General features: G+C 30.5%; 22 protein-coding genes. 17 read left to right on the top strand and 5 right to left on the bottom strand.

Annotation, left to right across the window (positions count from 1 at the left end; all coding sequences use genetic code 11):
- The 13 genes from BLW23_RS04850 (at position 1) to BLW23_RS04795 (ending at position 13,095) form a co-directional block, all read left to right on the top strand.
- A complete protein-coding gene (locus BLW23_RS04850; RefSeq protein ID WP_093668091.1) occupies positions 1-1,671 on the top strand; it encodes an alpha-amylase family glycosyl hydrolase in 1,671 nt (556 codons plus the stop codon).
- A 24-nt stretch (positions 1,672-1,695) separates the two neighbouring features.
- Positions 1,696-3,120: an alpha-amylase family glycosyl hydrolase gene (locus BLW23_RS04845; protein WP_093668090.1), complete on the top strand. Its 1,425-nt coding sequence runs from the start codon at positions 1,696-1,698 to the stop codon at positions 3,118-3,120.
- A gap of 962 nt (positions 3,121-4,082) precedes the next feature.
- Positions 4,083-4,502 (top strand): hypothetical protein, encoded by a 420-nt coding sequence (locus tag BLW23_RS04840; protein ID WP_176829754.1) that lies wholly within the window; start codon positions 4,083-4,085, stop codon positions 4,500-4,502.
- Positions 4,499-6,157, top strand: coding sequence for a hypothetical protein (locus BLW23_RS04835; protein WP_093668088.1), 1,659 nt, complete (start codon positions 4,499-4,501; stop codon positions 6,155-6,157). The genes BLW23_RS04840 and BLW23_RS04835 overlap by 4 nt, the downstream gene beginning before the upstream one ends.
- Before the next feature lie 171 nt (positions 6,158-6,328).
- Complete coding sequence (locus BLW23_RS04830; RefSeq protein ID WP_093668087.1) at positions 6,329-8,521, top strand: tetratricopeptide repeat protein; 2,193 nt, start codon at positions 6,329-6,331, stop codon at positions 8,519-8,521.
- A gap of 65 nt (positions 8,522-8,586) precedes the next feature.
- Positions 8,587-9,120 (top strand): DUF2199 domain-containing protein, encoded by a 534-nt coding sequence (locus BLW23_RS04825; protein ID WP_093668086.1) that lies wholly within the window; start codon positions 8,587-8,589, stop codon positions 9,118-9,120.
- Between the two features lie 155 nt (positions 9,121-9,275).
- On the top strand, positions 9,276-10,022 hold the full coding sequence (locus BLW23_RS04820; protein WP_093668085.1) for a trypsin-like serine protease: 747 nt from the start codon (positions 9,276-9,278) through the stop codon (positions 10,020-10,022).
- Between the two features lie 113 nt (positions 10,023-10,135).
- Positions 10,136-10,651, top strand: coding sequence for a hypothetical protein (locus BLW23_RS04815; RefSeq protein WP_093668084.1), 516 nt, complete (start codon positions 10,136-10,138; stop codon positions 10,649-10,651).
- Positions 10,652-10,702: 51 nt separating this feature from the next.
- Positions 10,703-11,026 carry a hypothetical protein gene (locus BLW23_RS04810; protein WP_093668083.1) on the top strand — a complete coding sequence of 108 codons (324 nt, stop codon included), beginning with the start codon at positions 10,703-10,705 and terminating at the stop codon, positions 11,024-11,026.
- Positions 11,027-11,084: 58 nt separating this feature from the next.
- On the top strand, positions 11,085-11,219 hold the full coding sequence (locus tag BLW23_RS23625) for a hypothetical protein (protein WP_255362735.1): 135 nt from the start codon (positions 11,085-11,087) through the stop codon (positions 11,217-11,219).
- 192 nt (positions 11,220-11,411) lie between these two features.
- Positions 11,412-11,750, top strand: coding sequence for a hypothetical protein (locus tag BLW23_RS23145; RefSeq protein ID WP_176829753.1), 339 nt, complete (start codon positions 11,412-11,414; stop codon positions 11,748-11,750).
- 138 nt (positions 11,751-11,888) lie between these two features.
- A complete protein-coding gene (locus BLW23_RS04800; RefSeq protein WP_093668082.1) occupies positions 11,889-12,509 on the top strand; it encodes an FEKKY domain-containing protein in 621 nt (206 codons plus the stop codon).
- A 136-nt stretch (positions 12,510-12,645) separates the two neighbouring features.
- Positions 12,646-13,095 (top strand): Crp/Fnr family transcriptional regulator, encoded by a 450-nt coding sequence (locus tag BLW23_RS04795; protein WP_093668081.1) that lies wholly within the window; start codon positions 12,646-12,648, stop codon positions 13,093-13,095.
- 280 nt (positions 13,096-13,375) lie between these two features.
- Here the strand turns inward: BLW23_RS04795 and BLW23_RS04790 are convergent, their stop codons facing one another.
- The 4 genes from BLW23_RS04790 to BLW23_RS04775 form a co-directional block, all read right to left on the bottom strand.
- Positions 13,376-14,218 carry an IS3 family transposase gene (locus BLW23_RS04790; RefSeq protein WP_255362750.1) on the bottom strand — a complete coding sequence of 281 codons (843 nt, stop codon included), beginning with the start codon at positions 14,216-14,218 and terminating at the stop codon, positions 13,376-13,378.
- A gap of 35 nt (positions 14,219-14,253) precedes the next feature.
- Positions 14,254-14,520 (bottom strand): transposase, encoded by a 267-nt coding sequence (locus tag BLW23_RS04785; protein ID WP_093667736.1) that lies wholly within the window; start codon positions 14,518-14,520, stop codon positions 14,254-14,256.
- A gap of 496 nt (positions 14,521-15,016) precedes the next feature.
- On the bottom strand, positions 15,017-16,123 hold the full coding sequence (locus tag BLW23_RS04780) for a hypothetical protein (RefSeq protein ID WP_093668080.1): 1,107 nt from the start codon (positions 16,121-16,123) through the stop codon (positions 15,017-15,019).
- A 27-nt stretch (positions 16,124-16,150) separates the two neighbouring features.
- Positions 16,151-16,663, bottom strand: a complete 513-nt coding sequence (locus tag BLW23_RS04775; RefSeq protein WP_093668079.1) for a DUF7935 family protein — start codon at positions 16,661-16,663, stop codon at positions 16,151-16,153.
- A gap of 489 nt (positions 16,664-17,152) precedes the next feature.
- Here BLW23_RS04775 and BLW23_RS04770 point away from each other — a divergent pair, with 489 nt between their 5' ends.
- The 3 genes from BLW23_RS04770 to murA are packed head-to-tail and all read left to right on the top strand — an operon-like array spanning position 17,153 to position 21,470.
- Entirely contained in the window at positions 17,153-19,480 is a 2,328-nt protein-coding gene (locus BLW23_RS04770; RefSeq protein ID WP_093668078.1) for an ATP-dependent helicase, read from the top strand.
- 43 nt (positions 19,481-19,523) lie between these two features.
- Positions 19,524-20,156, top strand: coding sequence for a DUF4290 domain-containing protein (locus BLW23_RS04765; RefSeq protein WP_093668453.1), 633 nt, complete (start codon positions 19,524-19,526; stop codon positions 20,154-20,156).
- Positions 20,157-21,470, top strand: a complete 1,314-nt coding sequence (gene murA, locus BLW23_RS04760; RefSeq protein WP_093668077.1) for a UDP-N-acetylglucosamine 1-carboxyvinyltransferase — start codon at positions 20,157-20,159, stop codon at positions 21,468-21,470.
- Positions 21,471-21,768: 298 nt separating this feature from the next.
- Here the strand turns inward: murA and BLW23_RS04755 are convergent, their stop codons facing one another.
- A complete protein-coding gene (locus BLW23_RS04755) occupies positions 21,769-21,960 on the bottom strand; it encodes a hypothetical protein (RefSeq protein ID WP_093668076.1) in 192 nt (63 codons plus the stop codon).
- A 192-nt stretch (positions 21,961-22,152) separates the two neighbouring features.
- On the opposite strand from BLW23_RS04755, the gene BLW23_RS04750 reads away from it, so the two are divergent.
- The gene (locus tag BLW23_RS04750; protein ID WP_093668075.1) at positions 22,153-22,734 is read left to right on the top strand and encodes a nucleotide exchange factor GrpE; all 582 of its coding nucleotides are present in this window, start codon (positions 22,153-22,155) and stop codon (positions 22,732-22,734) included.
- The last annotated feature ends 35 nt before the right edge of the window (positions 22,735-22,769 follow it).

The raw sequence follows: 22,769 nt of genomic DNA, 5'->3' as shown, positions 1-22,769 counted from the left end.
ATGCGAATTTATATAACCATACTCGTTGCAATAACCTTCTTTGCTTGTAAAACCAAAGAAACCAAAAGTGAATCAGTAAAGAGTGAGCAAATAGCGAAGAAGAGTTTTACATGGGAGGGAGCGAACCTCTATTTTTTGCTAACAGATCGTTTTAATAACGGAGATATTAGTAATGATGTAAATTTTGATAGAACTGCTAACACTGCGAAGTTAAGAGGCTTTGAGGGAGGCGATTTAAAAGGAATTACAGCCAAAATTAATGACGGGTATTTTTCAAAACTGGGAATCAATGCCATCTGGTTAACGCCAATTGTAGAGCAGGTTCATGGAAAGGTTGATGAGGGAACTGGGAATACTTATGGATTTCATGGATATTGGACAAAAGACTGGACCAAAATTGATCCAAACTTTGGAACCAAAGAAGATTTGCAAGAATTGGTAAAAACAGCACATGAAAAAGGAATTAGAATTTTGTTAGATGCCGTTATTAACCATACAGGACCCGTAACAGATAAAGATCCCGTATGGCCAGAAACATGGGTGCGAACGAGTCCACAATGCACTTATGATACCTATAAAAATACAGTGAGCTGTACCTTGGTCAAAAACTTACCCGATATTAAAACGGAAAGCAATGAAGAGGTGGCATTACCACCACAATTAGTAAGCAAATGGAAAGAAGAAGGGCGATACGAAGCAGAAGTTAAAGAGTTAAATGAGTTTTTCGAGAAAACAGGGTTTCCTAAAGCGCCACGCTTTTATATTATGAAATGGTTGACCGATTATATCCGTGAATATGGTATTGATGGCTATCGAGTAGATACGGTAAAGCATGTTGAAGAAAATGTTTGGCAGGAGTTTAGAAAGGCGTGTGATATTGCTTTTAAGGAGTACAAAACAAATCACCCAAAGAATCAATTAGAAGATGAATTTTACTTGGTAGGAGAGGTTTATAACTATAATTTCAGTAGCGGAAAAGACTTTAGCTTTGGAGATAAAACGGTAAATTATTTTGACGAAGCTTTTAACAGCTTAATCAATTTTGAATTCAAGTGGAATGCCAAGCAACTTCCTAATTATGAAGCTTTATTTTCGAGATATGATAGCATACTAGAAACCAAGCTCAAAGGTTACGGAACTCTAAATTATATTTCATCTCATGATGACGGTGCTCCTTTTGATGTGGATCGCAAAGTACCATTTAACGCGATTACCAAGTTATTATTAACTCCTGGAGCTTCGCAAATGTATTATGGAGATGAATCGGCAAGAGTTTTAAAAGTAGAAGGAGCGATAGGAGATGCGAATCTTAGATCCCTAATGAACTGGGATGATATTGGAGCGAAGCCAGCAACTAAAGAATTACTGCTACATACTCAAAAATTAGGGCAATTTAGGAACAATCACCCGTCTATCGGAGCAGGAAAACATTGTATGATTACGCATGCTCCTTATGTATTTCAAAGAACATTAAATAAGGAAGGTATAAAGGATGAAGTTATTGTTGGACTTGATCTTTCAAAAGGAGTTAAAACTTTAAAAGTTCGTAAAGTGTTTGAAAATGGGGCGAAAGTAAGAGATCATTATTCCAATCAGACAGCCGAAGTAAAGAACGGAGAGCTAATGATAGATTCTCCCTTTTCAATGGTGTTACTAGAAAGAGGAAATTAAATAACAACTGAAACCAGAATACGAATGCGCAAAATAACCATATTACTCATTGGATTCACTTTTATACTAGGGGCTTGTAAAAAAGAAACAAAACAAGTAAAACAGCCCAAGAAAAAAGCCTCTAAAGCTTTAAGTTATGCAGAGGAAGAACTTGAAAATGCCATCATTTACGAAGCGAATATCCGTCAATATTCTGAAAAAGGAACATTTGATGAGTTTACCAAAAATATACCCGAGTTAAAAAAGCTAGGAGTAAAAATAATTTGGTTAATGCCAATATTTCCTATCTCTGAAACAAATAGAAAAGCGACTGGTGATAAGTTTGCTCATGAGTTTCCTGAGGAAGAAAGAAAAAGATATTTGGGAAGCTATTATGCAGTATCTGATTTTAAGAAAATAAACCCTGAGTTTGGAACGATTGAGGATTTCAGAAAGTTGATTAAAACGGCTCATGATAATGAAATGTTTGTCATTCTTGATTGGGTACCGAATCATACGGGATGGGATCATGGTTGGCTACAATCGAATCCAGATTTTTACACGAAAAACGATAAAGGTGAAATCACCGATCCATTGAATGAAGACGGAACATCGAAGGGATGGAATGATGTAGCGGATTTAAATTATGAGAATCCTGAATTGAGAAAAACAATGATACATGATATGTTATATTGGATTGAAAACGAAAATATTGATGGATTCCGTTGTGATGTAGCAGGATCAGTTCCCACCTCATTTTGGGAGGAAGCGATCCCACAGATTAGAGCCAAAAAGAATGTTTTTATGTTAGCAGAAGCTTGGGAGCCTGAACTATTACAAGGGAATTTATTTGATATGGGATATGGATGGGACAGGCATCATACTATGAATCATATAGCTAAAGACGAAAAGTCGGTAGAAGAATGGGACATAACGTTTAATAAAGATGCTGAGCGATACGAAGAAGATGATATTTTAATGACATTTATAACCAATCACGATGAAAACTCATGGAATGGAACCATACAAGAGAGAATGGGAGAGGCAAGCGAGTTATTTACAGTATTAAGTTATGTAGCTCCGGGAATGCCATTGATTTATTCTGGTCAAGAATATGGTTTAAAACATAGACTTAAATTTTTTGAGAAAGATCAAATTTCACATGAAAAAGGAAAAGAATGGGAAGTTTTAAAAAAGCTAGGAAAACTGAAAACAGATAATATAGCCTTACATGGAGGTAAAAAAGCTGCAAGTTATTCAAGATTGACGAGTAATGATAATGTATTGATTTTTAAAAGAAAAAATAAGGATAAGGAATTGATTTTTATCGGGAATTTATCATCGGAACCTACAAAACAGGTGCTAAAATTAGATATGCAGTATACGGATTTCTTCCATCAGCAAATCATTGATAAAACAACCAAAGAAATAGAGTTAGGAGCTTGGGAATACAAGGTTTTAATCAACTAAAATTCATGATATATACCAACTAATCAATTGATTTAAAGGTTTGTTTTATTACGATAATTTCAATGTGTAAAGGGTATACCTACAAAAAAATGAAAAAGGCTTTTTCAATTCTATCGAAAAGAAAAAGCCTCTAAATCGCTAATCAAAAAATTAACTTACTACTACGCTGTAAATATACATAAGCATCCCTTTTTAGTAGCTAGTTTTCAGATGAATGGCTTGGTATTAACGGTGTATGGTTGTAGTTACTAGATAACTGGTAAATGTATGGTTAAGTTGTTGTTTATCAGGTTGGTTTCTCGTTTTTTTAATAATAGTTATTGGTTGTAAATTGGTTGTTGTTCGTGGGTAAAATTTGTTATTGTCGGATAACTAATACTTGTGCCAAATAAATTTTAAAGATTGATCTAAGAAATAAAAACAGCCAGAAAATAGCAATTAGATAAAGGAATTTTGGTTATAGATGATTGCCAAACAAAAACTCACCATTCAACATTGAACACTCAAAACTCAAAATTGAACACACTACATTTATAACTAAAAAAGATTGATGACTGATCACTGAAATATGATAATTGAAAAAAACTGAACATTCAAAACTTAAAATTTAACACTCAAAACTCAACACTTGAAATTCATAATTCATAATTAAAACAAAAACCTTCCCAGCCACAAAGGCTTGACTTTAGAGTGAGTATCTGAGAGGTAAGAGAAGTTAGAAATCAGGAACTAAAAAGCGGTCAACTATGTTTAGGGAAGTACAATCACTCAAAATTAAAAATTCAGCACTCAACATTTAACACTGAGCACTTAAAATTTACAATTAAAAACAAGGTGTTTGCGGGAAGCCGTAAGGAAATTTGAAATGTTTTTTTTAGGTTAGCAGTATAAAGAAAAAGCAACAAAATTTGATCTTAAGCCAAAACCAAATTGATAATCTAATTGAAACTGTAAATTCTATATTGGAAAGAATTTATGAAGAGGATGCTTCTCTTGTTCAAAAAAGAGGAATGGAAAGAAGTTTATCTTTTAGATTTGGTCTATATTTCCATGAATTAGTTAATTCTGAAGGATTACATATTGACTTGGAATATAATAAAAATGGAGATGAACCTAAAAGAATACCTCAAAGACCACATGGTGTTGTTCCTGATTTTTTATTTCATTCAAGAGGAAATAATGAGCAAAATACATTAGTAATTGAATTTAAGGGCTGGTGGAATAATGATTCGAGAGAGAATGATGTAATTAAACTTACCGATTTTGTTCATCAGGAAGGAGAATATAAATATGGTTTAGGAATTCTTATAGAATTTAATAGGGATAATTTCACTTTAGAAACCTTTTTGGACTATGAACCAGAAAATAACATAACAAGATGAGTGGACAAGATGGCATTAGAGGATATTTATTTCAATCAATTATCGCAATGTTATCGTCATTGGATAAAGAGTGGGAAGAAATAACAATTGAACCAAATACTACTCTCGACAAAACTGATATAATTTGGATAGACAACAAAGGAAATAAAATTGTTAGTCAAGTAAAATCTTCAATTAACAATTTTACCAAACCTCAGATTTTAGATTGGTTAATAAAATTAATGGATGACAATCCTAATGCATTAGAATATAGAGTAGATTTAGTTGGTACAACAGAGGTTTCGGTTAAAAATTTTTTTAATCAATTGACTAGCAGCAAACAAGATGATTTTCTAAATAGAGAATCTTTATATGCTATTAAAGACAAAATTAAAGTAAAGTTCTTTCCCTTTGATTACTCAACTATGCTTGGAGCATCAATATCATTAATTGATAAATTTTTATCATTAAAAAACATAAATGTCAATTATTTCACAAAAGAACTAATTACTGGAGGAATGGTGCATCAACTAATTTATTTCTCTACCAAAGGTAAAAGTTTAAAGCGTGAAAAATTTGAAAATAAAATTATTGAATGGGTACGATTTAATTATTCAGACCAGTTTATAACAAAAATTAAAGTTGACTTTAATTTATTCTTCTATTATCAAAATGAAAATTTCGGAAATAATATTGGTAATATCAGTTTTGATAATATAACCACTTACGAATTTTATAAAACTCAGGTTAATAACTTAAAAGCTCTTTTTGATAAAATATGTAACTTTAATTTCGTTACTAAGTCAAACATCAAAATAACCAGTAAAACAGGATTAGACCATTTTTCATCAAGAAGTTTGATAAGCCTTTCGGATTATGAAAATGAACCTGTAATCATTGAAGATTATGAAATTGAGTTTATTAATAAAAAATCATTAAAGTATTTAGGTGTTCTGCCCTCAGAAGATTTTTTTAATTTTGGAGACTTAAAGGAGACAAAAAAAAGGAGTATTTCAATTATTCCACCATTCAACCAAGATGAAATAACTTTAGAAGGTAGTGAAGAAGAAAAAGAAAAAAAGAATCTTTATGATGAATTCAATTCTGTAATATATGACTTAGACGATTTAACGGGGTTTTGGAAAAAAATACGCAAAATGAGCTTATTACCAATTGCCTTATTAAATAATGGTAATGGACATGAAGAAGAAATTAAAGTAAAATTATACATTCCGAATTCTGTAAAAATTTATAAACCAAAAAAGTTTCCTAAACCAAAATATCTATCGAATCTTCTTAAAATCAATTCAGATCCTGGTCCATTTTTCAATAGTATTCGTCATACAAAAAACAGCATGATACAAGAATTCGAATACAATTATAAATATCCAGAATTTTTTAATTTTGGAATTTTCGGTTACGAAAGACGAGGTGAAGAAGAAAGTAAGTTCAACCGAATTTTAGATTACTATTTTGAATACACATTCCACCAAGATAATTCTGAAAAAACAGTATTGGAATGTGAAATTCCTGCCTTAAACACTAAAGAATTAACTTCGTTACCATCATATATATTTTTTAAAAGCCACAAAGATTTCACCATTCAATATAAGATAAATTGCAAAAATAATCCTAAACAAATATCTGGAGTTTTAAATTATAAAGCCAGCAGCTAATAACTAAGCATATGGCGTGCCGATAGGCTAACGCTATATGCCTTGTTGACTGATCTTTTGTAAATTCTCTTTTGATAGCGGCAGGTTGCTAAATATTGACTAGTTTTGAAAACAAAATAGAGTTGGTGAGCAGACTCGCGTTGTAGTGCATTACACAAAACAAGAAACTAAATGAAAAAAAGCGAGAAAATCTTAATTATTATTATTCTATCTCTTTTTCTCGGAGTGTTAATATTCGGACATTATTTTACTACACCTCTTTTAATTAGTACTTCTATTTTAAGTATTTGCTACATATTTGGTGGCTTCTATTTTTTAAATTATCAAAATGATAAAGTCAAACTGCAAATATTAGCAGGAATAATTATAGGCTCTGCTTTAGGTGTTTTCACGTTTACATTATGGCTTCCAGTATCTATATTTAGAAAGATTTTAGTTTCCATAAATATCATATTTTCAATTATATTAATTGGAATATGGATTTATAATAAAAATAATTTTAATAAAGAACTTAAATATATATTTTTTAGGTCTATAGCTATAGCGGTTATTACTTCATTTTTTTCTCTTTCTAATGTTCATTTTAATACCTACAGGGATTTCTTACTCAGAATGCTTAAACCTGATTCTAGTTTATCGAATAACTTATTGATGTTTGAAAAAATAGACAAGTATAAAAAATTTATGAATTTAAAAGAATATGATCAGGCAATTGAAAAAGCTAAAGAAGCTATTGTATATGGTAAGAAATGGAGGAATTATGATACTCTCTACTATCAAGATTTTTCAGGAACATATGAATTTTTGTCAGATGCTTATATAGATTACGGAGATGATTTTTATAATAGAAATGATTTTAAAAATGCCTTAAATAATTATATAAAGGCAGATAGTGTTTTAACACATAAAGAGCATAAACCTAAGTATGTAAAATCTACAGAAACTGATATATATTGGAATCGTTATAATCTATTATTAACATATAATAAACTTTCAGATTATGATAATTATGATACTGAACTTGATTATTTGGTTGATAATTATTTAAAAGTAAAAGACACTTTTGATATCGACTATCATTACATATTAGAAAACGCGTCTGGTAATTATTACACTCGCTCATATTACAGTGATGCAATAGACCTAAATAAAGCATCTTTAATTATATTAAATCAAGACAGTGTTAATAATATAAATTCATTTAGGAGTACCTATGTTCGATTGATTAAAAACTATTTGGTTACAGATAGCACGGAAACTGCAAAAACATATTTAAAAAAATATGAGAAAATCACTTCAAATAACGACTGCGGATATTTATTTTACAAAACTAGAATTCTACAAAAAGAAAATATTAAAGAAGCTTTAGATGTTGCTAAAAATACTTGCAAATGTTTTGAGCAAGAAAACAAACCTACCAGTTTATTTTTTTCAAATCTACTATTGCTAAAATTAGAACTTGAAAACTCAAATTACAAGAACTTTGAAAAACAAATAGAAATTACTCAGGATTTAATTTCTCAAATTGATAATAAAAACTACAATCAATCATTTATAGATGAACTTTTAGCTTATTATAACCTTATAAAAGGAAATTATATTGACTCAAAAGAGTATTATGTAAAGGCTCTTAATAACCCTAAAAACTTTGAAGAAGTCCAAAAAAAATCAATCGAATTAAAAATAGCTCTAATAAATGACGAGTTGGATATTAAATATGATAGAAATAGCCTTAACTTAAAAATTATCAACTTTTTATCCGAGTATGAAACCAATTATCCAAGTATTACTACTTTTCATAACGATTTAGGGAATATCAACACTGGATTTAATAAAAAACTATCTGACTCAATTTTTAAAGTAACAATTGAATCCCATAAAAATTTTGGAATTAGTAAATCTTCTAAAATAGGAATTGCATACAATGGTTTAGGAACAAATCAATTGCATCGCAAAAAGTATAAAAAAGCTGATTCACTATATACAATTGCAATAAAAAAACTAGACGATTTTTATGGTAAACAAAACAATGTAAATCAGCTTATATGTTATTCAAATATTATTGAATTAAAATTAAAACAGAAAAAATATGACCAAGCTCTAGATTTCTTGGAGAAAGCTCAATTAACGAAAATAAGTTGTTTCAATAAAGAAGTAACAATATATGATGCATACCTATTGAATTTAGAAGGAGACCTAATTAAGCAGCATAAAAAAGACATATTTCGATCAACTGAAAAATATAATCAAGCATTAGAGATAGCAAAAAATCATTTTGATGATAATCATAGATTTATTAGAGTTCTCAAAAAGAAAGTAGAAAACAACGCACTAAAACAAAGAACTGAGGTAAAAACTAAATAAAATCCTATTCATTTTTTGTATATTGGAATAATGATGATAATAGCAATGAATACAACTATTGAATAATGTTTTGGAAAAGAAAGAAAAATAAAATAGAAGAGTTTAAATGTGCTGAATGCGGAAAAACCCATTCGGAATGGCCCGCTCTGACTTTTAAATCACCTTCGAATTACGATGTTCTTTCAGACCAAGAGAAGCCGGAACTTGGAAGGTTAAACACTGACTTTTGCGAGATTTATTATGATAATCAGATTGATCGATTTATTAGAGTAACTCTAACACAAAAAGTCAATGATACTTGTGAAAATTTGGATTACGGACTATGGGTTTCGTTAAGCGAGAAAAGCTATTTAAATTATAAAGCAAATTTTGACAGTGAAGAGCACGAAACAGGGTATTTTGGTTGGTTATGTAGCAGCATTCCAGAATATGGGAACACAATGTCAATTCCCTGTGATGTAATGACCAAAATAGGAAATAGTAGACCTGAAATTTTTCCTCACCAAGATTTTGACCATCCATTCGTTAAAGATTACTATGATGGAATCACAAAAGTAGAAGCGGAGAGAAGAATAAATCACATGTTTCATAACATCTGATTTATACAATAAAAAAGTACTGAATTATTCCTCACGAAATCATAGTATAAATATTTTTCTTTAGTTTGAAAATTTAACACTGATTAACTCTAAATAACGAAGTAGAGCGAAAAACATTTTAATTTTGGGGTATTAAAAAACTTTAACCAAAACAAATGAAAAAAACAATCTCAGCCCTGTTAATTATAATAATGTCATTTTCATTAATGAGTTTAATAGTTCGACACGATGTACCAGATGAACGGTTTATAACATTAGGAAAAAAATATCCTCAAATTTGTCATTTATCGGATGGAGAGTCCACATTGATTAAAGAAAATTGGGTGGTAACGGCAGCACATGCAGCTATTTTATTAAATGAAGAATTGAAAAAAGGGGAAACGCCTCAAGTAACTATTGATCATAAACAATATGATGTTGAAAAAATAATTCTACATCCAAACTTTCACATAAGTGAAACATTTATAGAAAATGATATAGCATTGATTCGAATTAAAGGGAATATAACAAATATTCCTTTTGCAAAATTATACGATAAACAAAACGGAAAAGGGAAGGAAATAACCATTGTGGGTAGTGGTGATTTTGGTACTGGATTAACAGGTCCTCAAAATTGGGATAAGATTACGCGAGCTGCAACGAATAGGATAGATGAAATAGATGGTCAATGGATAATTTTTAATTTTGACAATCCTGAATCAGAAAATACAACGGAGTTGGAAGGAGTAAGTGGACCCGGAGATAGCGGAGGACCGGCTTTTATTGACGTGGATAATGTAAGATATATTGTTGGGGTTAGTTCGAATCAACAAGATAATGGAAAAGAAGGTGTTTACGGAGTTACTGAGTATTATGCTCGCATTAATTTTTATAAGAAGTGGATTGAGAAGAACATAGAATAATATGTGTACAACATTGCATGCCATAAAAAGTAATCCTTAGTTTTATAGTCTGTTGTATTAATATTTTATTAGCTTGTCAGCTGTCGACTTTCAATAGTTCAATAGTAAAAAAGATGCATGAAAAAATAAACTCATATTTAAATGAAATGCAAGAAGAAACCCCAAATTGTGGTGGACAATACCATTTCACGGAAATACATCTTCCAGATGGAGAGCGTTTAATTAGCAGACTTAAATCCTACTTATTAAATATTGAAGCCTATAAAAACCCTTTCATTAAAATTGGTGGTAAGAATATAATTGTTGAAGAAAGAAATATTGAAAACTTACGACTAGAGCCAATCCCAGATTATAAAAATTTGATTGAAGATACATTAAAATACTGGAGAGAACACAGAACAAGTCTGGATTGTAGAAGAGAGTTAACCGATTTTTATTACCCAAAAGAAGAACTATTTAAGGCTTCTATTCTTGACTTTCTTAAAAGCATTAAGGAGTTAAAAACCTATAAAATGATGGGAATTGACACCTATTTTGCCCCTAAAATAGGAGGTGACATGATTGGAGATGATATTATTTTTGAAAGTAAAAACAGGATTTATGTTCTTCATTTTGGATGGAGTTCCTAAAAAACAAGAACTATTAAATTAAATATGTTGAATTTATTTAATAACAAAAAAATGATAATTGAATCAGATAGAGATAGTGTTTGTATGGGAGATGATATGTCGCGACACAATAAATTTTCAGAATTCCCAGATAAAACAAAAATGAGCGAGTTAATTGAAGAACTCGTTAAAATCCACTCAATTTCCAAAGGTTGGGCTATTTGGGCGGGATCATATGATACTTATAAATGTATAACAGATAGTGATGGGAATTGGTTAATTGACAAAAACACCACGCTAAAGACTTTTTTTAAAGACACTAAAAAATATGTTTTCTTTGATAAAGAATCCTTTGAAAAAAAATGTAAAAAGGAAACTACTTCTAATGGCATATAGATGGTATGAAAAAGGGGGTTATTTTAAACATTACTGAATATATAGAAAGAGTAAATGAATGATTAAAAATGATAAAATTGTTGAAATAGGAAAAATACCTTTCAAACTATGGCTTGAGTTTGAAATATCGGGTCCATGGGAGGATTTGGAAAATGATTTTGCTAATATTATAGTCGATACCTTAGATGGATGAAACTATGGTATTAATGTTTGGACATTTAAATTTATCGAGACTGCCAATAAGTATGATAAAGAAAATGAAGAAAACTTAAATGGAATTTATCTAATTCCTCCAGATCTTTTAGTTAAAGAACTAACAAGAGATTGTATTGAAAAGACAATAGCTAATTTACTAGAAAAAGGCAATTTAGAACAAGAATTAAATATGTCGATTTTCGGACTTAAATTTCTAAAACCTTATCTAGACGTAATAGAAATGAAAGAAGACAATATTAAAACTTTAATTGATGAACTAAAACTTGAATTACCTGACAATCATATATTATTTAATCTGAAAACAGAATTAATTGCCAAAAAGATTACTAATGATGATATTGTATTACAATTAGAAAATGGAAACATTGCAGTTGTTCATTTAACATGGAAAACTAAAAAAGAAAATATAGAATATCCAATAACTAGATTTTATCATGATAAATTGGATTTTTGGAATAGAGAGATGAAAAGAGATATAATAGAATTCAAAGAAAAAATGTGTTTGTAAAAGAGATGTAATTAATTACCTTATACATTATTTATTTGAGAAGTTTATAAGAAATTTTCTCGAGTTAGTTTATTAAAACGTTTACTTAAATACAGAACAAACCCATATACGAAACAGTTGCACAGAATAAAAAAGCAGATGAAATTCATTATTTTTTTAGTAGTGTTCACTTTTTTAAAAGTTGAATTTTTTCAAGCTCAAAATGATACAATAAAAGGAAAAATATTTTCTTCCATTTCTAAGAGAAAGCCTAAAGAAGATGTTTACGTTTTTGTAAAAGGAACGTCAAATGGAACAATTGTCAATGATTTAGGAGAATTTATTTTAGTTTCTAAAACTAAAAAAGAAAGTTATCTTTTAGAAATTTTCGCTGGAAATTACCCGAACACAATTTATAAATACAAAACTAGTTGGAGTAAAAGGAAAAGTCATAAATCAATTGTTGTTAAAGGAAAGTGTGAAATAAATAGGGATAAGGCAAGGAAAGACTGGAAAAGTGGCGTTCCTAAACTTTACTTGAATGGAGGGATTGTTCCAATTGCAAATACGAAAGAAGACTATAGTTTTGAGAAGAAATATAATGTTGAATATGTGGAACTTGGTTGTGAAGGAAGGATTTATGAATGTGTATCTCAATATAATTATTACATTATTAAAATTTTAGATATTAAATATGGCAGAGAATGGAGAAAAACAAAAAGAAAAGAAATAGTCGGAATGGAAGCATATAAGGACTCTATAAAAGCTTGTCTGAATTAAGAAACTCTGTATATCACAATTACAAAATTAGTTACTCACTCACATAAATCTTTACGAATTTTTGTTCTAAATAGTTATTTATTAACTTTATCACAGTAATTAATCTTGTAAAAAGGGCATTTCGGCAATAATTTAAATGAAAGAGAAAGCGTATCAACAATATTTAGAATCATATTTAACAATTTGTCCTTATTTAAAAGCAGATGAATTAAACTTCATAAGAAAACATTTGTCAATTACTGAGTTTAAAAAAAAGGAATTTTACTTGGAAAATGGGCAAATCCAAAAAGAAATGGGATTTGTTTATCAAGGATTATTAAAAAGTTATTATATCGATAATCAGGGTAAGAAAATAATAATCTCTTTTATTAATGAAAATTCATATGCATCAGATTATCCTTCGTTTATTCAACAGAAACCTTCAAAATACTATATAGAAACCATTGAGCCAACTATAATGGTAAACTTGCCATACTCAGCGATTCAAAAGGCATATTTCAATTACAAAAACTTTGAAAATTATGGAAGGTTAATTGCTGAGCAAATACTATTAACAAAGCAAGATAGAATTGAAAGTTTTACGTAATTGGAATTCATATAATTTCTACAATTATCTGTTTGAAACTAACAACTGAAAATTTTTATGGATAATATGAAAAGTGGAATATTAAAAACTTTAAAGCTATACGGAATTGGTTTTGGGCTTGCAGAAATATCGTATCTTACTATTGGACATCCATACATTCATGCACCTGGTATGCATCATCTTATTTTGTTTTTAACCTTAGTTAGTGGACTTATTTGGACTTTTATAAGTTTAATAAAATTCTATTTTAAAATAAAGACCCCGTGTAGCCTTTCCTTTTTTAGGACACCTCTAAATTCGACAAATAATTATTATTAAGGTCAGATTTGATGAAGAATTTAAATTCTTCATCAAATCTGGGCATAAACTCTTTAGGTGACTTGTATCCCAAAGATTTATGCGGATGATTAAAATTATAGTCTTCTCTCCAGTTATCACTTATCTTTTGAAGTTGATAAGTGTCATTAAAATAATAAGCACTTAATATATCCTCTCTAAAGAAGCGATTGAATCGTTCTATATAGCCATTCTGCATAGGTTTACCGGGTTGTGTATATTTAATTTCTATAAAATTCTTTTTGCACCAGTTGACAAAAATCTTGGAAATAAACTCTGGACCATTATCACATCTCACATACTTAGGTACTCCTATTTCTTCTTTTAGGCATTCCAGTGTTTCGATAACGGCTCTTGCTGGATATGAAAGACCAGCATTTATAGCCAGTGCTTCACGATTGCAATCGTCAATAACATTGAACACACGCACCTTTCTACCGTCAATAAGTGCATCACTCATGAAATCCATGCTCCAACATTCATTGAGTTTTGAAGGTCTTTCCAAAGGTTGTTTTACACGTTTAACCAAACGCTTTTTGTGCTTACGTCTTAAACTGAGTTTCATCTCACGATACACTCGTAACACTCGTTTCCTATTCCATATTAAGCCTTCACGACGGATCTTATGATAATACTCATCAAAACCTCTTGTAGGGTACGATTCAGAAAGTTCGGTTAACTTATCAATAACCTCGCTATCATCTTTTTTACTCTGGTAATACCAAATCGATCTACTAAGGCCTACAACTTTGCAGGCATGGACTATAGAAATCACATACGCTTTGATGAGATACTTTACACGAACTCTTTTGTCGGAAGGCTTTAGAACTTTTTTGATAGTACGTCTTTTAGCATTTTGACATCCAAACTTACATCTGCATACATTTGCTTGAGCCTATTATTCTCTTCCTCTAACTCTTTTAAACGTTTTAGTTGCTGTTGTTCCATACCTCCATACTTTTTTCGCCAGTAATAAAAAGTACTTTTATCGATTCCTAATTCTCTTGATAAATCACCTACAGACCTACCTTGTTCATTTTCCTTGAGAGCCTTGATTATCTGACTCTCGCTAAACTTGCTGATTTTCATTGTGACAGTTTGAGTTTAAAGTTAGTAAATTCGAATTTTAAACTGTCCTGGTTTTGGGGAAGGCTACACCCGAAATTGAAAGGAGTTATAATTACAAATAGTATTATAATTATTAGTTGTTTTCTTTACGTGTGTTATAAGTAAAGTTAATATGAAACATGAAGTAATTCAATCAAAATAAAAGTGAGTATATTCTCTTATCATTTAGTCGAACTTCCTTTTCTTGCAGCAGCAAAAGGAATATTTAAGAATCCAATTTCAAAAAAAGAAAAAGGCTTTTTCAATTCTATCGAAAAGAAAAAGCCTCTAAATCGCTAATCAAAAAATTAACTTACTACTACACTATAAATATACATCTACTTATGTTTATTGTTTTGAAAAACAGGTGTTTGGTAGTGTAGTTGCGATGAATGGTTGTTTTATTAAGCTAATTGGTAAAAGTAAAAAAAGCCCATTAATTTTAATGAGCATTCTTTTGGTTTTATAATTTGTTAAATTATATACTGTTATATAACTTTATCATACTTTTTACCTCAAAGTATTGATAGTTATTTTTAATAATTCTATTATAAACTGAAGGTTTAGTCTTAAATAGATTTAAATAATTTTCTTTTTTGTCAACAGGGGAATACACTTTCAAATCTTTGGTGGCATAATTTCTTCTTTTTTTCAAGTCTCGATATAATGAAATTTCACCTTTAATTAGTTCTTTTAACAATTTTGGCTTCTTTTTTATAACGATATTCTTATAGATTCTCCTGTTAACGGAAAACTCAGATAATTCTGTAGGTCTATATACTATTTCTTCACCGGCTTTAGTTAAAAAATTCACTTTATTTTTTATTGAAAAACGTCCAGTTAACTTTATCGAACCATGGATAGTATCCTTCTTCTTTGTTATTATATATCCAGCACCATACTTCTTGTCTAGTAGGGGGTTAACATAATTAACTATGTTTTTACCTTTCAAATGTTCGTTTGATAAATCTACTAGCTGTTCAATATCTTCAAAAGTATAATTATCATTATAAATAAGTTTAACTAAAACATTGTCAATGCCTAGTATATGAGAAAAGCACAACTTGAAATTCAAAGAATACTTGTCATTTAAATAGCGTTTTTTATATAAATCCCCATTTTTGTATGAAATATTTCTATGAACATTTGCTCGCTGAACATCAAAAAAGGTGTTGCTTGCATAACCCTTATGAATTGCATTGCTTTTAACTTTAATTGGAAATAGAGTATCGTTGTATTTTAAATATACATGCTTTTTATAATCTAATGTATACCTCGATTTGAGGTGTGATTCCTTGTAGTATGATACGATTCCTTTTTTTACCTCTAAAAGATATTCAGGAAAGCCAGTATTTATCGAATAAAAAATAAAACTCCCTCGTTTAAATAATTTTGCTTGATTAGCCTTAAACTGTCGCTTTCCTTTTCTGTTTTTTACAAAAACAGTGGTATTTGTTTTCCATTCAATCTTACCATAAACGGTGTCATTATTTATTGTAACCAAATAATCTTGCCCATGAACGCTTAAGGAGCTAAAAGAATAAATGAACAGGATAATAACAGCTCGAATGAATAATTTTTCCATAGATAGGTGTTAAAGTATTGAAGAATACTATAGCAGTTTCTTCACTTCTTGTTTTAAATAACCCACCGCAACATCTGTAGGGTTTTCTTCTTTAGTATAATCCAACAAAACATTTTCTCTTAATTGAGCAGAAGTCTCACTGGTTTCAGCAACTTTTCTAAGTTTTGCAATAATTGCTAATTTTGTTGCCAAAACAGATTTCCAACTTTCGTCACTAATGTAAAGCTGTTGAACAAGGTTATGTTCGTATTCTTGTTCAATATTTGCGGTTAATAAACGTAAATAACCATTAACGTCATCACCAATAGGATTTACGCGCACCAATAATTTTATAGGGTTGATACGTTCGCAAAATAATAACATACGCTCATAAGCCTGCAATTTAATAGGAAGACTTTCCTTTTTTTTGGTAACTAAAGCTTCAAACTTTCTCTCGTTATTGTCTTGTTTAATAAAAGCCGTTAAAATATAATAAGCGACTCCACCAGTAACAAGTGCAGGGAGGGCATAAGCCAAACCCTCAATAATTTTATCTTCCATAGGGATACTATTTGTAAAGTTATTTTTTTGAATTTTATACAGAATAATAAATGCCGCTAAGATACAAGTCTTATAGAATTTAGCGCTCAAATATCTTATAGAATCTGTATAAATTAACGTGAGTTCAGATATATTATTTCCATAAAAGCGATTCAAAACGTGAGATTTGATTCAAAAAGACGCAGTTTAAGGTTTTAATTCAAGGTTTTTAGAATTAAAGAAGACTGTTTCCAAGACTTTGTTTCCATTAATTTTGTCTTTTCTTTTGTGTTGTTGTAATTTTTCGAATTAAAAAGAGTCCTTCAAAGCTAGGCCTAGCCAAAGAAAAACGAAATTAACTAAGAGTGCAAAATACTCCCAACTCGCGTTAAATTATAAACCTAAAAACGAATATAAAATTATATGTTGAAAAAAAAATGACTACATATTTTATAAAACCTAAAAGAATGGTTAATTTTCCATTTTAAAATTCTTTCAATTTAAATTTCTTTGAGTACTTATTTAGAACAACTTAACGAACCACAAAGGGCTGCTGTATTGCAAAAAGAAGGTCCTATGATGATTATTGCTGGTGCCGGATCTGGTAAAACTAGGGTTTTGACTTACAGGATTGCCCATATTATGAAACAAGGAGTAGATTCTTTTAATATTCTTTCCCTAACGTTTACCAACAAGGCGGCACGAGAAATGAAAGAACGTATTGCTTCGGTAGTAGGGCATAGTGAAGCAAGGAATTTATGGATGGGAACTTTTCACTCTGTATTTGCCAGGATTTTAAGGTCGGAAGCAGATAGGCTAGGATATCCATCAAATTTCACAATTTATGATACTCAAGATGCGGTTCGATTGCTCTCTTCTATCATAAAGGAAATGAAATTGGATAGAGAACGATACAAACCAAAACAAATTCTTGGTAGAATATCATCTTTCAAAAACAATTTAATTACGGTTAGAGCTTATTTCAATAATTCAGATTTACAGGAAGCGGATTTACAGGCTAGCAGACCAAAGGTAGGTGATATTTATAAAGAATATGTAGATAGATGCTTTAGGTCGGGAGCTATGGATTTTGATGATCTATTATTGAGAACAAACGAGTTATTAGCTCGTTTCCCTGACGTATTGGCAAAATACCAAGATAGATTTAGGTATATAATGGTTGATGAGTACCAAGATACCAACCATTCTCAGTATTTAATTGTAAGAGCATTGGCGGATCGTTTTCAAAATATTTGTGTGGTTGGTGATGATTCTCAAAGTATCTATAGTTTCCGTGGAGCCAATATTAATAATATATTAAACTTTCAAAAGGATTATCCGGATGCTAAAACGTTCAAACTGGAGCAAAACTATCGCTCAACAGGAAACATAGTTGAGGCGGCTAATAGCGTTATCGATAAGAATAAAACGAAATTAGATAAAGAAGTTTGGACAGCCAATGAATCTGGTGAAAGTATAAAAATAATGCGCTCTATCTCAGATGGAGAAGAAGGTCGTTTTGTAGCGCAATCTATTTGGGAAAATCAGATGAATCATCAAATGACCAATAATGATTTTGCCATTTTATACAGAACAAATGCACAATCCAGAGCTATGGAGGATGCATTGAGAAAAAAAGACATAAAATATAAAATTTATGGAGGTATTTCTTTTTATCAACGAAAGGAGATAAAGGATTTATTATCCTATTTACGCTTACTTATTAATCCAAATGATGAAGAGGCTTTAGTTAGAGTAATTAATTACCCAGCTAGAGGAATTGGAGCCACAACGATGGATAAGTTAGTAATTGCTGCCAATCATTATAAAAAATCGATATTCGAAATTATTAAGAATATTAATCGAATCGATATTAAAATCACCCAAGGAACTAAGAATAAATTAGATGGTTTTTTAACGATGATTCAGCGATTGCAAGTAGAAGTGCAAACGAAAAATGCTTTTGAAGTTGCCGATTTAGTTGTAAAACAAACACAACTGGTTAAAGACTTGCAAAAAGATGGAACCCCTGAAGGAATAAATAAAGTTGAAAACGTTCAAGAATTGTTGAATGGTATTAAAGATTTTATTACTGATAAAATTGAAACGGGTGAAGATGCCTCATTAACGGCTTTTTTAGAAGATGTGGCACTCGCTACTGATTTCGATAGTGAGAATGATGATACTCCCAGAGTTTCTTTGATGACAATTCACTTGTCGAAAGGATTGGAATATCCATATGTTTATATTGTAGGTTTAGAAGAAAATCTTTTCCCTTCTGCAATGAGTATGAATACTCGTAGTGAATTAGAAGAAGAAAGACGTTTATTTTATGTGGCACTGACAAGAGCTGAAAAAGTGGCGTATTTAACCTATGCTCAAACTCGATATCGATGGGGAAAGTTGACTGATGGAGAACCAAGTAGATTTTTAGAGGAAATTGATGATCAATATGTTGAATATTTAGCACCAAAAACTCCAGATTCAAGTAGTAATCGATTTATTGATGCTAGTTTATTTGAAGAAAGTCCATCTAAAATTCGTTTTCAAAAGCCAATTCAAAAAAAACGAAAAGAATTCTTAGACAAAAAAGAAAAATCCTCTTTAAAACCTGATAAGAGTAGATTAAAAAAAGTATCCGAAACAAGTGATTCTAAAATCAACTTATTTGACGGTGATATAGCCGTTGGAAACGTTGTAGAACACAATAGATTTGGAAAAGGTAGAGTTTTAGGACTTGAAGGAAAGGGACCGAATAAGAAAGCCGAAATCGAATTTGGAACCGTTGGAAAAAAGAAATTATTATTACAGTTTGCAAAATTGAAAGTAATCGGATAAGTAATGAATAATTATTACTATTTTGCATCTGCATAAAAACAAGATCATGTTTGATTTAGAATATAACTCAGAGAGAGAAAGATTAATTATACCTGAATACGGAAGACATATTCAAAAGTTAGTGAACCACTGTATTGATTTAGAGGAGAAGGAGGAAAGGAACACTATGGCAAAAGCGATCATTAATGTAATGGGGAATTTGCAGCCTCATTTACGTGATGTACCTGATTTTAAGCATAAACTATGGGATCAGTTACATATTATGGCAGATTTTAAATTGGATGTAGATTCACCATATGAAACTCCTTCAAAAGAAGAGTTAACGGAGAAACCTACAAAGTTAGAATACCCTAGATCAGCATCTAAATATCGTTTTTATGGTACGAACATTCAAACAATGATTGATGTTGCATTAACTTGGGATGAAGGTGATATGAAAGTAGCTTTAGTTTTCACTATTGCCAACCACATGAAGAAATGTTATTTAAACTGGAATAAAGATACGGTTGAAGATGGTGTTATTTTAGATCATTTATACGAACTTTCTGATGGTCAAATTGATATTCGAAATACGGAAGAAGACTTGGCCGAAAGTAAAAATTTACTTAGAAAGAGACCTTCTCAAGGAGGGCATAAAGGAAAAACTACAAATCATAAAAAAAGCAGAAAAAAATAAATGGCATCATTTAAAATAGAAGGAGGTCATAAATTAAACGGATCTATTACGCCTCAGGGAGCCAAAAATGAAGCATTACAAATAGTTTGTGCAGTACTTTTAACTTCAGAAAAAGTAATTATTAACAATATACCTGATATTCTTGATGTAAATAAGTTAATATTTATTCTTGGAGAACTAGGTGTGAAAACTGAAAAAATAGGTGTAAACAGTTATAGTTTTCAAGCAGATGACATCAATCTTAAATATCTTGAAAGCCCTCAGTTTAAAAGAGACGGAAGCTCTTTAAGAGGTTCAATTATGATTGTAGGGCCCTTGTTGTCTCGTTTTGGAAAAGGGTATATACCAAGACCAGGAGGTGATAAGATTGGTAGAAGAAGATTAGATACTCACTTCGAAGGTTTTATCAACTTAGGTGCTAAATTCAGATACAATAAAGAAGAATATTTTTATGGCGTAGAAACTGAAACTGGTCTTCAAGGAACAGATATGTTGCTCGATGAAGCTTCGGTTACAGGAACAGCCAATATTATCATGGCGGCGGTATTAGCAAAAGGAACTACCACTATATACAATGCAGCTTGTGAACCTTATATTCAGCAATTATCAAAAATGTTGAATAGTATGGGGGCTAAAATTTCAGGAGTAGGTTCGAACTTACTTACTATTGAAGGAGTCACTGAATTAGGAGGTTGTGAACATACTATTTTACCTGATATGATAGAAATTGGTAGTTGGATAGGAATGGCAGCAATGACGCGTTCTGAAGTAACTATTAAAAATGTTAGTTGGAAAGACCTAGGACAAATTCCAAATGTGTTCAGAAAATTAGGTATTCAACTTGAAAAGAAAGGAGATGATATTTTTATTCCTCAGCAAGATAGTTATGAAATTCAGAATTATATTGATGGATCTGTCTTAACTGTTGCCGATGCTCCTTGGCCTGGTTTTACACCTGACTTGTTAAGTATCGTTTTGGTTGTAGCTACTCAAGCGAAGGGTACTGTTTTAATTCATCAAAAAATGTTTGAAAGTAGATTGTTCTTTGTAGATAAGTTAATAGACATGGGAGCAAAAGTTATTTTATGTGATCCACATAGAGCTACTGTTATAGGACATGATTTTAACAGTCAATTAAAGGCGACTAAAATGACTTCACCTGATATTAGAGCGGGAATTTCGTTATTGATAGCGGCGTTGTCCGCAAAAGGAACTAGTATTATTCATAACATAGAACAAATAGATAGAGGTTATGAAAATATTGAGGCACGATTACGAGCACTAGGTGCAAAAATTGAAAGAATAGAAGATTAATTTGTTAAATATATAATATTTAAAAAGGTGTTCATATGAACACCTTTTTTAGTTTTAATAAATGAAAAAGCCGAATTCTTTAAATGAGAATTCGGCTTCATTGTAATTCTTTAATTAATAATTCAACTTATCGTTGAGCAAATCGCGAATTTATAACAATAACATAGCCTGCAAAATTTAAATAAACAAACCAGAGAAAAACTTTTTGTATGTGTATTTTAAAACAACAATACTTTAACTTTTAATAAGTTTGTTTTCATGTTTAATCTAAATTTGGTTAATAACAATGTTGCTGGTCCTAGATTTCGTCATTACAAGTGTAAACGGCTGGACATGCTATATAACTTGAACAATATTTTGGCCCAGTTACTCTAGCGGCACAATCACAGCCACATTTACTTAAATCAAGACCAAGACCTCCCGATACGTTTTTTTGCTCTTTCTTAGATAAAACGGATACTCCTGAAATGTTTAATAGATTGTTTTTCATAATTCGTTGTAGTTAAATTAATATTTGGTTAACGTCTTCTAAAATATGAAATGAATATGTTAAAAAAAATGTAAAATCGAAAATTCAATGTTAAAATATAGGTTGCAAAAACTTGTGTCAATATGGCATAATTAGTCCAATGGCAGTATTCTTGCTAAGCATAACATAGAGAAAATAAAGAAAAGATTTACAATGAGTAAAGATCAATATACCAAAGAAGACGAAATTAAAGATGCATTAGAAAATGCTGAATTAGAGCAAAAGGAGAGTGAAGGGGTTGATATTCAGGATGAAGATACTGTTGAAGTAGAAGAGAAAGTGAAGAAAGAACCTACAAATGAAGAGCTTTTACAAGCTGAAAAAGATAAATATTTAAGACTTTTTGCTGAGTTTGAAAACTATAAAAAACGTACAAGTAAAGAACGTATAGAGCTTTTTAAAACTGCAAGTCAGGAATTAATGACAGCTTTACTGCCAATTATGGATGATTTAGATAGAGGTTTGGCAGAAATTAAAAAAAGTGAAGACTCTGAGCTATTAAAAGGAATTGAGTTAATCAATAACAAGTTCAAAAATACCTTAACTCAAAAAGGTCTAAGCGAAATAGAGGTAAAAGCAGGAGGTGATTTCGATTCTGAAATTCATGAAGCAATAACTCAGATACCTGCACCAACTAATGATTTAAAAGGAAAAATCATTGATTGTGTAGAAAAAGGGTACAAACTTGGAGATAAAATAATTCGTCACCCTAAAGTAGTTATAGGGCAGGCTTAAACAATAAATCATTACAAATTAATCGTTAGCAACAG

This window comes from Tenacibaculum sp. MAR_2009_124 (assembly GCF_900105455.1).
GTDB lineage: Bacteria > Bacteroidota > Bacteroidia > Flavobacteriales > Flavobacteriaceae > Polaribacter.
This window is presented reverse-complemented; position numbering and strand designations above follow the sequence as displayed.

Coding starts and splice junctions, on each gene's coding strand:
- BLW23_RS04850 (WP_093668091.1), top strand. CDS start 1: ATGCGAATTTATATAACCATACTCGTTGCAATAACCTTCTTTGCTTGT.
- BLW23_RS04845 (WP_093668090.1), top strand. CDS start 1,696: ATGCGCAAAATAACCATATTACTCATTGGATTCACTTTTATACTAGGG.
- BLW23_RS04835 (WP_093668088.1), top strand. CDS start 4,499: ATGAGTGGACAAGATGGCATTAGAGGATATTTATTTCAATCAATTATC.
- BLW23_RS04830 (WP_093668087.1), top strand. CDS start 6,329: ATGAAAAAAAGCGAGAAAATCTTAATTATTATTATTCTATCTCTTTTT.
- BLW23_RS04825 (WP_093668086.1), top strand. CDS start 8,587: ATGTTTTGGAAAAGAAAGAAAAATAAAATAGAAGAGTTTAAATGTGCT.
- BLW23_RS04820 (WP_093668085.1), top strand. CDS start 9,276: ATGAAAAAAACAATCTCAGCCCTGTTAATTATAATAATGTCATTTTCA.
- BLW23_RS04815 (WP_093668084.1), top strand. CDS start 10,136: ATGCATGAAAAAATAAACTCATATTTAAATGAAATGCAAGAAGAAACC.
- BLW23_RS04810 (WP_093668083.1), top strand. CDS start 10,703: ATGATAATTGAATCAGATAGAGATAGTGTTTGTATGGGAGATGATATG.
- BLW23_RS23625 (WP_255362735.1), top strand. CDS start 11,085: ATGATTAAAAATGATAAAATTGTTGAAATAGGAAAAATACCTTTCAAA.
- BLW23_RS23145 (WP_176829753.1), top strand. CDS start 11,412: ATGTCGATTTTCGGACTTAAATTTCTAAAACCTTATCTAGACGTAATA.
- BLW23_RS04800 (WP_093668082.1), top strand. CDS start 11,889: ATGAAATTCATTATTTTTTTAGTAGTGTTCACTTTTTTAAAAGTTGAA.
- BLW23_RS04795 (WP_093668081.1), top strand. CDS start 12,646: ATGAAAGAGAAAGCGTATCAACAATATTTAGAATCATATTTAACAATT.
- BLW23_RS04785 (WP_093667736.1), bottom strand. CDS start 14,520: ATGAAAATCAGCAAGTTTAGCGAGAGTCAGATAATCAAGGCTCTCAAG.
- BLW23_RS04780 (WP_093668080.1), bottom strand. CDS start 16,123: ATGGAAAAATTATTCATTCGAGCTGTTATTATCCTGTTCATTTATTCT.
- BLW23_RS04775 (WP_093668079.1), bottom strand. CDS start 16,663: ATGGAAGATAAAATTATTGAGGGTTTGGCTTATGCCCTCCCTGCACTT.
- murA (WP_093668077.1), top strand. CDS start 20,157: ATGGCATCATTTAAAATAGAAGGAGGTCATAAATTAAACGGATCTATT.
- BLW23_RS04755 (WP_093668076.1), bottom strand. CDS start 21,960: ATGAAAAACAATCTATTAAACATTTCAGGAGTATCCGTTTTATCTAAG.
- BLW23_RS04750 (WP_093668075.1), top strand. CDS start 22,153: ATGAGTAAAGATCAATATACCAAAGAAGACGAAATTAAAGATGCATTA.